This is a genomic window from Bacillus sp. CDB3, assembly GCF_002081505.1.
Classification (GTDB): Bacteria; Bacillota; Bacilli; order Bacillales; family Bacillaceae_G; genus Bacillus_A; species Bacillus_A cereus_AT.
Genome location: NZ_ALBR01000089.1, coordinates 1 through 14,648, shown reverse-complemented (window position 1 = coordinate 14,648; position 14,648 = coordinate 1). Strand labels below are relative to the sequence as shown.

The window sequence follows — 14,648 nt, the reverse complement described above, 5'->3', positions numbered from 1 at the left end:
ACTTGTATCGAGTCATTTTTCTCCCATTTTAAATCGGAAATGTTGTATTTGAATCATTTTAAAACAGAAGAAGATTTAATACAAGCAATTGAAGAATATATTTACTTTTATAACTATAAACGGTTCCAAAAACGACTCAACCATCGAGCGCCGATAGAATATCGAATCTCGATGGCTGCTTAGTCTTTTTAACATTGTCTACTTGACAGGGGTAAGACCATAAGAAGGTTTCTTTTCAAACTAGTTTATTTCTGTATAAGGACACATAAAATATTGTCATTTGAATAAAGGACATGAAACATACAATATATAACGGATATCCATGAATATATAAATTGACTACAGGAGAAAGTATTAAAAGCCCTACCACCACACATTGTATTTGCATTTTTCATCCCTTTACATTCTTTTACTTGCCTTCATTCCTCCCCCTTGTTTCTTCCTTATATTTCCTTAGCGCCAAGTAAGACGCCACCCAAATCACGGCAGCGCCTTCAGAATTGCTATTGGTTTAGTCAAACCCATGTACTCTCACGTCATTTATTTCTTTGCTTCCATACCCCATTCTCTTTACGATATGTATTTTTGCCATTCATGAAGTCAGCTGTATTACCAGGAATGCTATATCTCTTATTCTTTTTTTTAGCCTTCTTTTTCAGCCTTTTCTCTTCTTGAATAGCTTGCAAATCTGCCTTCCATTGTTTCAACAAATCCTTTTCACTTCGCATCGAACCTGTACCTCTTGGATTAAAATGTGAATCAAATAATTAGATTCTAGATATTTATATCCTTCTTTAAACCAAATGTCCACTTCCATTTTGTCCTTTATGTGGTCAAGGACTTGCACCATACTTAGAGTAATTAAAGACAACTATCATCACATGCTTAGGACCATGCTACTCTGAGATTTGTACGCGTATCTACTACCTATACCATCCTCGCACTATGTTTAATGTATAATTTCTATACAACAAAGAAAAAACCGCCACGGTGGTAGGGGAAAAATCGTTATCTATATCATCTTCAGCCAGTTTTGCTGATTCATTGCATATTTATGTTAGTCTTGCAATACCCCCTTGTTGTAATTAACTGCTTAGTCTTTATCAACTTACACACTTCTGTTTTTATGCTATTATTTAATATAGTATTACGATGATTAATAACCGAGGTGATAATTATATACAAAAAGATGTCTTCTTTCATTTTGTATTGTGTTATAAATATTTTCATGTACATAACTATTTATTTCGCCACAATAAAACCAGCTATCGTTACTGCAACATCAATAGAGTATAATAGGATGCAAGTCATTTTTTTGTTACTACTACTGATTTTAATTTCTATGGTATATGGTTTAATCATGAAAAAACTAATTCATTATAATACTAAATCATCTCATTCTATTGGAAGTGAAAGTATCTTATTTACATTTAGACATATCTTAATTTTTCCGATTTTGTTATTAATAGTATTTTTTAAAACTTCATAACCATTCCCAAAATAAATATGACCTTGAACTAACGAATGTAGCTTAAGGTCATATTTATTTTATTGCGCATTCAACAAATTAAAAGAACAAGGCTTTTATAAACATACGACGTATTGTACAATCAAACATTTAAATAATCTCATCGAGCAGGACCATCAGCATGTAAAGCGACGTTTTGCTAAATCCGCAGGATTTCAAAATATTCATCCTGTCTCACGTACAATAAAAGGAATTGAAACTGTTTATGCTTTATATAAACGAAACCGAAATCTGAGCCCAGATTTCGGTTTTTCGACGTACGATGAATTACGGAATTTAGTAACAATCGCATAAAATGAAATTTTTTTGGTCAAAATCATCTATTCTTTAACGAACTTTGCAACAGAACCGTGAAAAGACACCTAATCTTTTATTGTCTACTTGACAAGGTTAAGACCAGGATGCAGAAATCATCTTCTTAATGTTGCCTAATTTTTTTAAAAATGTCCTTTACAAAGGGTACAGATTAAGGAAGATCTCCCTTTTTTATTATTATTGGAACATGCCTTGTAAGGCACCCAGCCCAAGAGTTAAGACAAAGAAGACAATAGTAAATACCCACAGCTAAAGCAGTGGGCTTTGAAAGTTACAAGTTTCAATTGCCGTTCGAAATCCCACTCCTAAAGGAGTGGGATTTCGGGATTCTTCGATTGCTTACGCTCTCTCGAAAACGGCGTGATAATCAACAGAAACAGTTTGTAGAAGATCAATATGTAACGGATAATCACGCTATAATGATGTACGAACAACTATTAGCTTGTAATAGTGAGGGAAATCGAGATTAATAATAGCACATCAGTAGTTTATTCAGTTCTGGTGCAAACCTCGAATAGTGTAAAAATATAAGCTTAATTCCGAATATTAAATGGTTATTTGTTATTAAAATACGCGGTTTCGCTCTAGATTTCGAATGATTTATTTTCATAATCATCAAATATTCAGTTTGGAATTGTTATAAAATAATTTTTGCACCAGAACCCTTATTATACTAAGGTTACTTTAATAATTAATAATGGTGCATTGTTTTCGGTAACTGTAGATGCCCCCATAACCTTAAATTTACTTCCTCGTGGTAATAATAATTCTTTTTCGTCAGGAAAGTTAGACATCGAACTTATATATGCTGCATGTGTACCTTTCGGAACTTCAATTTCAAAACGAATCGGTCTACCACTAAACTTTGCTGTTTTCTCTATAGCAGTGCTTGTATATGCAGGTTCTTTTATAGTTTTTCCTACCCAATTTTCAACAATTTTTTGCGCCATTTGGATATATTTTTGAGTATCATTAATATTCTCTAAAGTATCTAATTGTAAATCTTTAAATTGTTGTAAAGAATCTTGTCTACCCTTTACTTGCCGCTCATCTGTGTATCTATAGACTGTCATTTTATTTGAAACGGCAGCCTTTTTTAATGCACTATCAATAAGTTTGATATACTTAGATTCCTCCCCATCAACAGTACTTTTTCTTAATTCTGTATTTATATATTTATAACCCATACCAGTATAATAATTAATAGCCTGTTTTTCTAGGGAGGTTAATTGATTTTCCCATTGATCTTGTTTTGAAACAGTAATCTTCGTCCAAAGTGGATTAGCATGAACTACATTGGACTCAATAGTTTTTATGGTATATTCTTTTTTATTCGCATCATAATCTTCTTTCACAAGAATTCCTGTGGTAGGTAAATGGTAAATTATATACTTATCTTCAGGAGAAGTATATTTAGTTCCATAGGATATTGTATTTACAATATCCTCATCAGATATGCCCCATTCCATTGCTTGATTTAACACTTGTTCGTTTTTAAAATTATATTTTTTATTAAATCGTTGTTTTAATTTCTTTTTTAAATTAGTTGATTTAGCCCCTCGTTTCTCACGATTTAAGATTTCATTATCATTGAATTCTATGTTTCCCTGAGGAAGGTGCTGATTCATCAGAATCAATTCTTCTTTTGCAAATGAAGGGGGTGTATGTAAATACGGCAGTGCAACTATAAATGCTAGTGTAGGTAATATTTTTTTAGTTTTTTTAACATATCTATATCTCCTTATTTGTCGTTCATACCTTAAATAAAATAGAATTAAAATACAACTTATAAGAATAAATCGTATAAAATATACAAAAAAAGTATCGTACATTTATTATTTGGGGTCATTTTCCAACTTTGCAACTGAACATTATAAAAAAACTCTAGCTAAATTGGCCTAAGCCCTAGACTAGGGTTAGGGCTTAGGTGGTAAATATGTAGTCATTACAGAAACATAAAAATAAATACAAAGAGGTTTATCTTCAGTTATCACTATAACATTGTGTCTCTGTAAAAACACGGATGGTTATGTCTTGAAAATAGACAAATCCGATGCGCGAGAGTCATAGAAACGTTTTATATTTAGAGGGTGTTGCAAAACTAAAATAAACATGCAATGTTATGAATCAAAAAAACTAGCTGAACATGTAATAGATAGCGATTTTGACCATACCAACGAGGCTGTTCCAGCCCTTTATCTTTTAATGTACTAAACTGTTGTTCAATTTTCCCACGCTCTTTCATCAACTGTTTTCCAAAGATGGTTTGTATAAAATGAGACAATACACGACGATGTGTATTCTTAATTTTTTCACCATTCCGAGGGTTGGTTGGATTTATGGCAAAGATGTCACGTGTTCGTGCAATTTCATAAATGTGCTGACTATCATAAGCCGCATCTGCCACGGAAAGCAGGACATTTCGATCTTGTATACCTTGAAGTAATACAGGAGCCATTTTGCTATCATGTACGTTCGCTGTTGTAAATGTATAGGGCAACAATACAACACCTTCTGGTGTAGCACAGACATGGGCTTTATAGCCCTTATACCAACCATAACAAGTAGATAGTCCCCATTTTGCTTGGGAATCGTATAAACTACTCCGTAAGGCTGTACTATCAATTAAAACACACGGAATCAGCCCTAAATTCATTTCTTGAAGAGTTTGTTTATGAATCAACGGAATTCCTTCGTTGCGAAACCAAGTACCTACACGTGAAAAAGTAGATATATGAGGAACAAAAGAAAGACCACAAGATACACGAAATGAAGGATATTGATGCAAAAAAACGGGTTAACTTGCGGAATGAATTGATTTGGTATACCGTTTTTACAAAAAAACATTTGAGTAAAGCTTTTCTACAGATGGGTGGACGGCCTGTAATAGGCGGAACGCCTCCAATAGTTAAACTGTCTACGTATGCAAATAAAACCTGTAAAATGGATTGATTCTGATCAAAATTGGTTATCATACTAGTAAATTCGTCCTTTCCAGTGATAGTTGGGGATACTATCATTTTTCCAGGAAAACAGATTTCTTTATGCATTCATTTTTGAATATTTATGAGTTTTGCAACACCCTCTATTTAAATATGTTAGGAGAGGAAATACAAATAAAAAAATGGATCAAACCTATTTTATGTGCAGGGATATTAGCAAGCGGTACAATGGCTGTAAGTGATATAAATGTACACGCAAGTGAATATCAAATTGAAGAAAATGGTGGATTAGATTACCGACTATCTCCATCACAACCATTTCAGATAGACTTTGAAAATGACCAAATTATTGATCGTGAGAAAAGATCTGGCACAACCACAATAGGTAAATATCGCCATAATAGTAGAACAAAAGGTTTAAAAAACAAATTAACGCAACGATTTGGAAAAAAATACAGGGAACCCAATGGCCATGCTATGCAGAGGGCAATCGAAAGGGGGATATCCGATGATGATATTGTAAATACAATAGAACACGGAAATAAATATAAAAATCCTATAAATAATAGTACGATACATTACCTAGCTACAACTGGTATTGCTGTTGCTGAAGGCTATGATATTGCACAAAATGAATATTTTCTTAAAACAGTTATGTCGAATGTATCGAAACCAGGTTCAAACTGGCAACCAATATCATAATATTTAAAGAATAATTATAAGAGAGAGCGATGTTATGTTATTTAAAAAAATAAAGCTACCTATTTTTTGTATGGTAAGCACTTCATATATCATGATTCCTAGTATTGCTAGTGCAGAAGAACCAATACAATATGTAACTAGTATCCTATCACAGGAAAAAGATTATCCTAAGTCTACTATAAAACGTGTAAAGAAAAATTTAGATTATTTTAAAGATATCCCTTCACCCGAGAATGGCGATGTTTCATTACCTGAGACAGGAGAAAAGACTACCATAGAATCCGATATGGATAAGTATGTATATATCGATGTCATAGCGACGAAGGACTTTTCTGCAGGGTCTTGGGGACCCACTGATGGACCTGGAACGATATTTGAAGATGCAATATTTGTAGATAAAAATTTAAAACCGCTACCTAAGGTAAATAATAAGTATTATCTCAAGAATACAACCGATATCAGGTCGGGAGAACTGCTAGGGAAATGGGCTTTCCCAAAAGATGTAGATGTAGTCCAAGGAACTAAATCAGTAACAAATTACTATTATACACGGATAGATGCACAAAGGCTGAATAAAACTTCTGCATACTCATTTAATCTTGATAATACAGTAGGTGTTTCCCAAGAAGAAGCTTTTACAGTTGGACAAACCTTAGGACTAGACTTTGAAATTGGATATAAACATGCATTTAAAGTTGGTGGTACTGGAATGTGGCAAACAACACAAACGTTAGGAACTAATTTAATGAAACAGGATTCTATTAAACGTGAATTTACTATGCCACAAGCGGTATATAATTATGGTTATTCTTATTTTTGGGCAGGTGTTTATCAAGCAACGATGGATTTTTCTATAAAACCTTCTGAAAAATTGCAAGAATTAATTACTGATTATAATAGGGTTTCTCCAGGAGGACATCAATTGGAAACGCGAATAGATATGGCTAAAAAACAAACGCAAAAATTAAATATATTTCACACTGTGCGTACAAAAGGATCGGGTAACCCTGAAGCCGCACAACTAGTTGAAGAATAGGCTTCTGTTGCAAAGTTCGAAAAAGCATACAAGCGTTTACAAAATAGGATTATCGTTTAAGCAGGTATGAATAATTGCTGTAATTCATTGTACGTCGAAAAAACGAAGTTTGATTGTTGAACTGCACCCCAATTGTTAGACACAACTGGAGGTGTAGTTTTTTATGACGAAATTTACAAACGAACAAAAACTTAATGCCGTTATGCGATATCAAAATTCATCAGAAAGTATAAAAGAAATCGCAGAATCAATCAGTACTAGCGAATCTGTGGTTCATAACTGAATGAAGCAATTTGAATACCATGGTCTATCTGCTTTTGAAAAATCCTATACATCTTACACAGCGCAGTTTAAAATGGACGTACTAAACTACATGAACGAAAATGGCGTTTCCTCTAGCGAAGCTGCAGTTATCTTTAAAATTTCTTCACCCGGAATGATTCGAAGGTGGCGAATTCAACTGAAATCAAGCGGATTCGATACGCTCTTTTCTAAGAAGAAGAGGCATCCATCCATGAAAAAAGAATCAAATAAACAACCTAAAAAAGTCTAGTAGAAGGCTCTACAGAAGCACTTCAAGCACGTATTAAGCAACTTGAAATGGAAAACGAGTATTTAAAAAAGTTGAATGCCTTAGTTCAAGCCAAGGAAAAATCACCATGAAAGACAAAGTAAGAGTCATCTGTGAATTAAGGCATAAATATTCGGTAAAGGCGCTTGTGGCGTATGCCGAGATTCTCCGCAGCACATTTTATAATATAGCGAAGAAATTGGATTTACAAATGGAAAAATAGGTTCTGATTCTTTCACCATACTTTTAATTTCTTCTGACGTATATTTAACAGATACATTAGAAGTATTTCCCTCTCTATTTTCTGCAAATGCCAAATTAAACGAAGGAATACATAAAACTAAAATCATTGTAAAAACCATAACAAAATATGTTTTCCTTTTTAACATTATACGAAACTCCGTTACTATATTTTATAAACAAAACAAATATATCATGTAGTGAGTTTATTTTTTAAAAGATTCAAACTTTCTCAATAAAAATCGTTTCAAAATACGCCTTAATAAAAAAAGATAACCCATGTTGATTATTTCCTTTTTTAAGAACCTGTCTAAAATCTAGGGTATAATCTATGTAAAAAGGATGATTCCTATGATACACAATTATACAAGTAATATATCCCGTGAACAGTTTGAACTGATTCGAGAGGATTTAGAAAACGCACGGAAAAGGACGCGTCCCCGCAAAGTTGATTTGTACGAAGTATTCTGCGGCGTACTGTACCTGCTCACAACAGGCTGCCAATGGCGCAATCTGCCGAGTGACTTTCCAAACTGGAAAACCGTGTATGCCTACTATCAGATTTGGCGGAAAGTAGACGAGAATGACACAAGTCTTCTCGAAAAAGTGCATAAAAAAATTGGTCGAAACATATCGTGAGCAAGATGGGCGTAAGAAGCAGACGAGTTTCTGCATCGTAGATGCACAAAGCGTGAAAAATACATGGACAGCTGGTGAAAAAGGCTACGAGGCAGGAAAGAAAATTTCAGGAATCAAACGACATATCGCTGTAGATACCAACGGTCTCATTCATGCGATGCAGATAACAACTGCGAATAGGTCTGTTGCAAAATTCGGTATATATAAGTCCTCTTTAGAATTCATCATGCTTAAAGTAGATTTCGTTTTTTTACCTATAAAGAACTGCAAAAATTAGTATACAAGGGCAAATGTAAAGAGTTATTTTATCATTTGCACATAAACGCCTACCTTTTGGGACTATTTTACACTCTCTATTTTCATTTAGTGTGTTGGTTTGTTTTGTGAAAAACTTCATATTTCCTCTCTGCCGTACAAAAGCCTAAACTACATCGCTCTTAATCCAAAGGTGGGTATTTTAATTTCTTTTTCTCTTCGGAATCTAACTCTATCCCCTCGGATATAATGTTTCCTTTGGAGGCCTTCAGGACCTTCACCGCAGCAAATTTTACCTTGCCATCATAATACCAATATCTATATTGAAGACTTGGATCCTCATCCTTTATATATACATAACTCCAAAAATAACCTCTTTTAGGTTCCCTCGTTATTATCCAACTCTGCAAAGGATTTTCTTTCTGTATGTCTTCTTTCTTAATTCCTTGTTTCTCCATATACGATGCAATTTCATGTTTAGCAGTATTATATTTGAAACCAAAAATTGTTGCACTAACACCTATAATTATAAGTAAACTGATCATTATTATTTTTTTAATCATAGACATTCTCCTACTTAAACTATACATTTTTATTAATTTGACTATGTTTACTAATTAATCTGATTAGTATATAAGGTAAAATATATCTCATATTTATCTTCTTTTTATGTCTGTCTTGTTTATTCATCAAGTGAAATTTTTAACAGCATCTATTCAAATTTCCTATCCATTTCTGTAAAGTTTGCAAAAGATCTTTTGCTCCCTCTGGACTTGAGATCAAGCGTCCATCATAGAGTTCTTTGTAATCTTCCGACGTTCTACCTGTCACAAAACAATTTTTTTCTTGCTTCTGTACATGTATATTCCCATCTAGCACAAACATTTTCACACTGGAATTCGGTGCGAATGCTAATGTTATTCGTAGTTCTTTTGGTAATACTATTCTTCCATTCGTAGGATATTCTCTATATTGGACCTATTGAATCATAATATTTACCACATCTAGATTCCTCATAATTATATATTTTAAGAACCAATTCCCGTACATCACTCTGTGTAAGACCTCCAGATACATCTAACTCTTCTCTAAACGTAAAAAACCACATTCTTTTTATTGCTACAATCTGCCGTGCAGCTACTGGCTTGACTTTACTATCTGACCCCACTAAACACATAGAATCCACTCTCCTTGATTTTTACTATACAAAGCTATGTTCTTGTCCCCAGCAAGAACAAGAGTATATAGAATACTGTAACAGAGTATAGGAGCAAAAACAGAACAAGTTTGTCCTATCAAATAGCATAAATATTTTTCGCAGCTAACTTACTTTTTTGTGTACCTTTAGGGACTGTTAAATTTATTCTTTATTAGAGTATTAGAAATGCTTTTACAAATGAAAAGAAACCTTTCCTTAAGAAAAGGTTTCTTTAACAAATATTTCTTATTAAACTCGTTCATATAATAGAACAATATACTTTTTTTCATAAGAGTAATTTAAGTACACTCAAACTTTGCACCAGAACCTTAATTTTATAACAAAAAAAGACGGGAGAATCCTCGTCTTTTTTGTTATATTTCATGTTATCTTCTAATTCCATTCTGTAACCATTTTAGTACGTTTGAATGCGTATATTGAAAATAACCTGGTAATTCTGATAACATTTGTATCTTATGGAAAGCACCATAAACGACTTGACCTGCCGGATAAAAATCAACAGTATTTGATTCCATGTTATACATATTATAAACATTGTTATTTACTGCACCTACGGGACCATAACCACCATAAAATACACCCGCATCTGTTTTATTTACTAGGTTGTGATTTTTTGCCATTACCTTTAAACGAGCACTATCTTTAAAGTAATACACACGATATTGAGCACCACCAACCGTTACTAACTCTGTTGCATACTTAGTAGGATCCATCATCTCCTCGTGAACATTATTACCACCTAAATGACGTTGTGTGACTAAATACGCATTTAAATCCGCTTTGACAATAGCAATATTTAAAGACGATTGACCAACCGTTCCTTTTTTTGCTAAATCACTTAATAAGTGTCTTAAAGCAGCTGGACGGTCTGTCTTTGCCAGTTGACTATTTTCATAGTCCTTATAAATGGTTTTCACTTCTTGATATAGTGGTGATAGATTATTTTTTAATGACGTTAACACTGTATCTAATCCCTCAGCACCCGATTTAAATGCTCCACCTAATTGGCTAGCACCTCCTGCAATCGCTCCAATCGTAGCAGGATCCATAGCATAAGCTTTAGAACCACCAATGCCAGTCAAACCTCCAGCTAAAATGCTCCCACATAAAGCAACTGTCATCATTTTTTTCTTGTACATTTTTTCCACTCCTTCATTGATTATTTTGAATGCAAACTTACAAAACGTAATGATTCTTATTTGCAATACTATCATCTAGATATAATATACAAAAGTAAAACAATATGGATAAAAATGAAAAATTATCCATACTAAAATCTTCTTACTAGAAATGAAGAAGTTATTCATCAAAATTTGTGTACCAGAACTAAAAAAACTACACCCTCAATTGTTAGACACAATTAACAATTGGAGGTACATTTTTTATGGGGAAGTTTTCTACTTTTTTAAGCTTTGCAACAGAACTAAATAATATTTAGAATATATTTCCTTTAGTAGAATGAATTTTAACAAAAATGAACATAATGATTGGTACAAACAGTAGTGAAATGAGGGGTAGAGAATGTTATATCTGCATGATGTATGGATAAATTGGTTTGAAGGTGAAGAAAATGGGTATAACGTTTGTCAATTTTACGAGTGGCGGAAAGATGATACGATTGAACTATTAGATCAAGTGCCATTATTAAAAGTAGATTCCACATTATATCATTACATCGAGAACGAATTATTAGAGCTTCCGCAAAAATTAATGGAAGACGTACATCATAAGGCTTATATTCGTAAAAATCACGAGCGTTTGCAACAAGAGTATTGTTTTGTAGTTACAGATGGAAAAGGAATTATAGCTGTAGATTCAATCGGCCACAATGTGCCGATTCGAAAAAGTAGGCTTATACCTCGTCATGAGCAGATGGTATACGAGATGGTAGAAAATGTGCAAGCAGAAAAGTATGAGCTCCAGATGGAAGAAACAAAAAAGGAGCATCATATTTTATCGCCATCCCCGCATCTCATGAACGGTTTAACTCGTAAAGAGAGACAGTTAAAACAATTATTATTTATGGCGTTAGATCAATTACATACAATGAAGAATTCAGCTGAAATTCGCTATTGGTACACGGAGTGGAATCCATCATCATATGCAACGGTCCAACATATGGAGTTTGAAGATGTCTGGATACGTCTCTATGATGAAGTGAAAAATGGATGGTCTGAGAAACATGAGCAGTTATGTGAACATCTCGCAAAAGGACAGCCATTTTTCAGGGGATTATGGGAAATGAGAAGTGAGCAGAAAGTAAATTAAAACAAAAAGGTAGACATCCCTCTTATGAAGGAGATGTCTACCTTTTATGTTATAAATTCATTTTCTACATAAAAAATGATGAAACCATGGATACAAAATAATCTGGTATTGGAATATGTATCATTATTATCCTCCTTAATATAATTATAAATTAATATTTTTAATAGTTAGTTTCATAACAAATATAAAATTGTGAAATATTGAGCATGTTGATGTAAAAAATTACATCCAACTTGTAAGGAAATTCCCTGTGAAATAGAATACTTCTGGTGGAAGTTCTTGTCCATTATTCATCATACCTATCATTTACTGTATCCTCCTTGCTGTAGCATGAAAAATTGAAAAAATAATATGTATTTCTGTCCTTGATATATTTATAATACTATGTATTTTTTTATGTGAACCAAATATTAGTGACAACTTTGTGAAAAGTTGAGCATAATTAAATACATTCTATATTTAGCTAGTTATGTTGATCCATCATATTGCAGATTCTATTACAAAGTTTTTGTTATATTCCCAAGGAATGTACCTTTACGAACGTAAGTGAGTCTGTTCACCGGTAAAAGATGAGATGAAAATTACGGTAAGTTGATATTATAAAAAATTGCAAAAAAGTAACAGCCATGAAAATAAAAAATATAGAATATACTAAAAAGAACGGTTCTATTCGGATAGTCCGTTCTTTTTAAAATAGAAGAATGTCAGCACTCTTCTATATTATAATCAAAAATACATAATTTTCAATTTATTTAGTGTTGAGAAATTTTTTTCTGCGAAGGAAGGTTGTTGTATATGAATAAAGGAGATGCAATTTTAAGATTGCTATCAGAAATCAAGTTGGAGTTTAAAGAAGTAAAAGAACAGATAGAAAAAATGCAAACAAAGTTAGATAAACTAGAACAACAAACTCAGGTGAAGAACAAAATAGAGCAAAAGAAGCAAAAAAAAACCTGAAAAAAAAGATAAGCGAGATTGGAAGTATCCAGCTAAAATGAAATAATGAATGAAAAAAGACATCTATATGGTGATATATTGCAAGGAAGTACATAGTATTAACTATCTTTTTATACATCAAAACGGAGTAGGCTATTATGCTTACCCTTTTTGGTTATCATGTAATCACTACTACATAGGCATGTATAAACAATTTCTTGAAACAAAGAAATTAATTATCAGAAAAATAAAAAACAATTGTGTGTATATCCATTCAAAGCTATAATAAGGGAAATTATTCATTCAGAAAGGGGATCATACATATGAGCATCGCAATTGCTGTGTTAACATTTTTAGGAGCTGTTATTCCAGCAGCTATAGAACTTTTAAAGGTATTAGGTACGTAGTGTAGTTATCGCTTTGTTCACTTTTATCTTGTAATAACCGGCCCTAAACTGTAAAATAACCTGAAAAATAGATTTACAAATAAGCCAAGAATAAATATCTTGGCTTATTTGGGTTCTGGTGTAAAAACGCTAAAGATTGTGCAAATAATCTCCTAATCTTGGACATACGATATTATTACTCTACAAAAGGTGTGTGATCAGTCTGTTCAAAATCAAAAACAATTCATTCATCAATTATGTAGAACATTTGCACCAGAACCAAAAACTGCACCTCCAATTGCTAGTTTTTGTCTAACAATTTTGGTTTTTATTATATAACATGAACAACCTTATAATCATATAGTCAAATAATAATATGTAAAAGAGGAAATGATTCCATGGAATTAAAAATGCAATTGCGTTTACTTTTAGAAAAGTTATTCCAAGAATATGAAGAGCATCATCCTAGCATGTATTTCGTATTTCAAAAAGTAGAACATCAATTTGTTTTTACAGATGTAAATCAGGAATTACTTCAATCTGTTCATCAATAAAGAGAAGATTTTATTGGGCAAACGCTAGATACCGCACCACACCTTGGAGATACAGAAACAAGACAAAAATTGAAAACAATTTATCCATTAGCATGGACGGGTAAAAAATTATTTTTTATTGTTTTCCTGTTAGCAATTTGGATATATTCGTGATTACGTATTTAGAACCACACTATGTAAATGGGCAAGTCTTTCAGGTAATGGGGCGTTGTTCATCCTTTCATAAAAATGAAGTTCAAGAGACAGTAGAACAACTAGAACAATTTGTTACCTTTGAAAGCTTACTACAGTAATATTTGTACTATATGTTCAGGAAAAGAAGAAAAAACTTTGTATGACAAGATTTTTTTACAAGAAGATTTTATAGATAAATTGCTTGTAAAGGGAGGAATCGTTTTGTCATTATACGATCAACTGCCAGACGATCTTTTAGCGGGGTTTTTCATGGAAATTAACAAGAACATACAAACGGGTATTCTTTCTGAAGCTATGTATCACGAAGTTGCGTTAATTCAAATAGCTACACAAAAACGAAACCTTTCAGAATCGGATTTAAAGGACATCTACGAGAAAAGGGTAGAGCCTCAGTTAAAATGAAGTTGAATACTAGAGAATGAAACGTCTATACAAAAAAGAATGCCCTTTTTGTTATTTGAAGGAGCATTCTTTTTTTGCTGAAGCACCATCATAGCCAATCTTCTGGATAGAGATACGCTTACAAGTCCAGTATCTTCATTACCTGCTTTGCTTGTTCATCCTCTACGCGGTAAAATACTTCTATTCCTTTTCGACTAGAGGTGACGACCTTATGTCGTTTTAACTTACATAGATGCTGAGATAAGGTGGATTGTGGTAGAGCGAGGTAATGTTGTAATTGAGAAACATTTAAAGGATTTTTCTTCAGTAATTCATGGATAATTTCTAAACGTACAGGATGAGCCAGTACCTTTAATATTTCTGAAAGACGTTCATAGTCGCTTGCTTTCATAGGAACGGCATATGTCATAAAATAATAGTCCCTCCTTAAAGAGATTCATAAAAATAATAAGAATTAATT

At 32.8% G+C, this 14,648-nt stretch carries 15 protein-coding genes and 6 pseudogenes; 12 read left to right on the top strand and 9 right to left on the bottom strand.

What is annotated here, in order from left to right:
• The coding region (locus CDB3_RS21400) for an IS3 family transposase (RefSeq protein WP_142263493.1) at window positions 1–183 on the top strand (183 nt) is incomplete at its 5' end.
• Window positions 184–235: 52 nt separating this feature from the next.
• On the opposite strand, the pseudogene CDB3_RS32535 reads toward CDB3_RS21400, so the two are convergent.
• Together CDB3_RS32535 and CDB3_RS21390 are read right to left on the bottom strand one after the other, a co-directional pair.
• Window positions 236–367, bottom strand: a pseudogene (locus tag CDB3_RS32535) (DUF2178 domain-containing protein); the annotation flags it as partial.
• 169 nt (window positions 368–536) lie between these two features.
• Entirely contained in the window at window positions 537–728 is a 192-nt protein-coding gene (locus CDB3_RS21390) for a hypothetical protein (RefSeq protein WP_128855874.1), read from the bottom strand.
• A gap of 824 nt (window positions 729–1,552) precedes the next feature.
• On the opposite strand from CDB3_RS21390, the pseudogene CDB3_RS21380 reads away from it, so the two are divergent.
• Window positions 1,553–1,822: pseudogene (locus tag CDB3_RS21380) on the top strand (DDE-type integrase/transposase/recombinase); the annotation flags it as partial.
• A 371-nt stretch (window positions 1,823–2,193) separates the two neighbouring features.
• A pseudogene (locus CDB3_RS21375) lies at window positions 2,194–2,313 on the top strand (VanW family protein); the annotation flags it as partial.
• Window positions 2,314–2,511: 198 nt separating this feature from the next.
• Here the strand turns inward: CDB3_RS21375 and CDB3_RS21370 are convergent.
• Together CDB3_RS21370 and CDB3_RS21365 are read right to left on the bottom strand one after the other, a co-directional pair.
• Entirely contained in the window at window positions 2,512–3,471 is a 960-nt protein-coding gene (locus CDB3_RS21370) for an ADP-ribosyltransferase (protein ID WP_179139732.1), read from the bottom strand.
• A 473-nt stretch (window positions 3,472–3,944) separates the two neighbouring features.
• A pseudogene (locus CDB3_RS21365) lies at window positions 3,945–4,818 on the bottom strand (transposase).
• Between the two features lie 69 nt (window positions 4,819–4,887).
• Between CDB3_RS21365 and CDB3_RS21360 the strand changes: the two are divergent.
• From CDB3_RS21360 to CDB3_RS21350, 3 genes are all read left to right on the top strand, one after another.
• Complete coding sequence (locus CDB3_RS21360) at window positions 4,888–5,487, top strand: DUF4258 domain-containing protein (RefSeq protein ID WP_142263492.1); 600 nt, start codon at window positions 4,888–4,890, stop codon at window positions 5,485–5,487.
• A 34-nt stretch (window positions 5,488–5,521) separates the two neighbouring features.
• Entirely contained in the window at window positions 5,522–6,523 is a 1,002-nt protein-coding gene (locus CDB3_RS21355) for a hypothetical protein (RefSeq protein ID WP_128855871.1), read from the top strand.
• A 283-nt stretch (window positions 6,524–6,806) separates the two neighbouring features.
• Entirely contained in the window at window positions 6,807–7,076 is a 270-nt protein-coding gene (locus CDB3_RS21350) for a helix-turn-helix domain-containing protein (RefSeq protein ID WP_128855870.1), read from the top strand.
• A gap of 125 nt (window positions 7,077–7,201) precedes the next feature.
• Here the strand turns inward: CDB3_RS21350 and CDB3_RS21340 are convergent, their stop codons facing one another.
• Complete coding sequence (locus CDB3_RS21340) at window positions 7,202–7,483, bottom strand: hypothetical protein (protein WP_128855869.1); 282 nt, start codon at window positions 7,481–7,483, stop codon at window positions 7,202–7,204.
• A 202-nt stretch (window positions 7,484–7,685) separates the two neighbouring features.
• Here CDB3_RS21340 and CDB3_RS32525 point away from each other — a divergent pair.
• Window positions 7,686–8,148 (top strand): annotated as a pseudogene (locus CDB3_RS32525) (IS5 family transposase); the annotation flags it as partial.
• A gap of 262 nt (window positions 8,149–8,410) precedes the next feature.
• Here CDB3_RS32525 and CDB3_RS21325 read toward each other — a convergent pair.
• From CDB3_RS21325 to CDB3_RS21315, 3 genes are all read right to left on the bottom strand, one after another.
• On the bottom strand, window positions 8,411–8,791 hold the full coding sequence (locus CDB3_RS21325; protein WP_179139730.1) for a DUF3139 domain-containing protein: 381 nt from the start codon (window positions 8,789–8,791) through the stop codon (window positions 8,411–8,413).
• Between the two features lie 139 nt (window positions 8,792–8,930).
• Window positions 8,931–9,173 (bottom strand): AbrB family transcriptional regulator, encoded by a 243-nt coding sequence (locus CDB3_RS21320; protein ID WP_128855875.1) that lies wholly within the window; start codon window positions 9,171–9,173, stop codon window positions 8,931–8,933.
• Between the two features lie 639 nt (window positions 9,174–9,812).
• On the bottom strand, window positions 9,813–10,586 hold the full coding sequence (locus tag CDB3_RS21315) for a hypothetical protein (RefSeq protein ID WP_128855866.1): 774 nt from the start codon (window positions 10,584–10,586) through the stop codon (window positions 9,813–9,815).
• Window positions 10,587–10,968: 382 nt separating this feature from the next.
• On the opposite strand from CDB3_RS21315, the gene CDB3_RS21310 reads away from it, so the two are divergent.
• The 5 genes and pseudogenes from CDB3_RS21310 to CDB3_RS21295 all read left to right on the top strand — a co-directional run bounded on the left by CDB3_RS21310 (window position 10,969) and on the right by CDB3_RS21295 (window position 14,188).
• Window positions 10,969–11,715: a YjbA family protein gene (locus CDB3_RS21310; RefSeq protein ID WP_128855865.1), complete on the top strand. Its 747-nt coding sequence runs from the start codon at window positions 10,969–10,971 to the stop codon at window positions 11,713–11,715.
• 795 nt (window positions 11,716–12,510) lie between these two features.
• A pseudogene (locus CDB3_RS21305) lies at window positions 12,511–12,718 on the top strand (hypothetical protein).
• Between the two features lie 717 nt (window positions 12,719–13,435).
• Complete coding sequence (locus CDB3_RS32520) at window positions 13,436–13,591, top strand: hypothetical protein (protein ID WP_256869912.1); 156 nt, start codon at window positions 13,436–13,438, stop codon at window positions 13,589–13,591.
• A gap of 149 nt (window positions 13,592–13,740) precedes the next feature.
• A complete protein-coding gene (locus tag CDB3_RS32515; RefSeq protein WP_256869911.1) occupies window positions 13,741–13,884 on the top strand; it encodes a hypothetical protein in 144 nt (47 codons plus the stop codon).
• Window positions 13,885–13,987: 103 nt separating this feature from the next.
• A complete protein-coding gene (locus CDB3_RS21295) occupies window positions 13,988–14,188 on the top strand; it encodes a hypothetical protein (protein ID WP_128855864.1) in 201 nt (66 codons plus the stop codon).
• Between the two features lie 118 nt (window positions 14,189–14,306).
• Here the strand turns inward: CDB3_RS21295 and CDB3_RS21290 are convergent, their stop codons facing one another.
• Complete coding sequence (locus CDB3_RS21290) at window positions 14,307–14,597, bottom strand: ArsR/SmtB family transcription factor (RefSeq protein ID WP_128855863.1); 291 nt, start codon at window positions 14,595–14,597, stop codon at window positions 14,307–14,309.
• Window positions 14,598–14,648: the final 51 nt, after the last annotated feature.

Bases quoted from the DNA above. Each gene is read 5' to 3' on its own strand.
- CDB3_RS21390 (WP_128855874.1), bottom strand. From the start codon at position 728: ATGCGAAGTGAAAAGGATTTGTTGAAACAATGGAAGGCAGATTTGCAA.
- CDB3_RS21370 (WP_179139732.1), bottom strand. From the start codon at position 3,471: ATGAATCAGCACCTTCCTCAGGGAAACATAGAATTCAATGATAATGAA.
- CDB3_RS21360 (WP_142263492.1), top strand. From the start codon at position 4,888: ATGCATTCATTTTTGAATATTTATGAGTTTTGCAACACCCTCTATTTA.
- CDB3_RS21355 (WP_128855871.1), top strand. From the start codon at position 5,522: ATGTTATTTAAAAAAATAAAGCTACCTATTTTTTGTATGGTAAGCACT.
- CDB3_RS21350 (WP_128855870.1), top strand. From the start codon at position 6,807: ATGAAGCAATTTGAATACCATGGTCTATCTGCTTTTGAAAAATCCTAT.
- CDB3_RS21340 (WP_128855869.1), bottom strand. From the start codon at position 7,483: ATGTTAAAAAGGAAAACATATTTTGTTATGGTTTTTACAATGATTTTA.
- CDB3_RS21325 (WP_179139730.1), bottom strand. From the start codon at position 8,791: ATGATTAAAAAAATAATAATGATCAGTTTACTTATAATTATAGGTGTT.
- CDB3_RS21315 (WP_128855866.1), bottom strand. From the start codon at position 10,586: ATGTACAAGAAAAAAATGATGACAGTTGCTTTATGTGGGAGCATTTTA.
- CDB3_RS21310 (WP_128855865.1), top strand. From the start codon at position 10,969: ATGTTATATCTGCATGATGTATGGATAAATTGGTTTGAAGGTGAAGAA.
- CDB3_RS32520 (WP_256869912.1), top strand. From the start codon at position 13,436: ATGGAATTAAAAATGCAATTGCGTTTACTTTTAGAAAAGTTATTCCAA.
- CDB3_RS21290 (WP_128855863.1), bottom strand. From the start codon at position 14,597: ATGACATATGCCGTTCCTATGAAAGCAAGCGACTATGAACGTCTTTCA.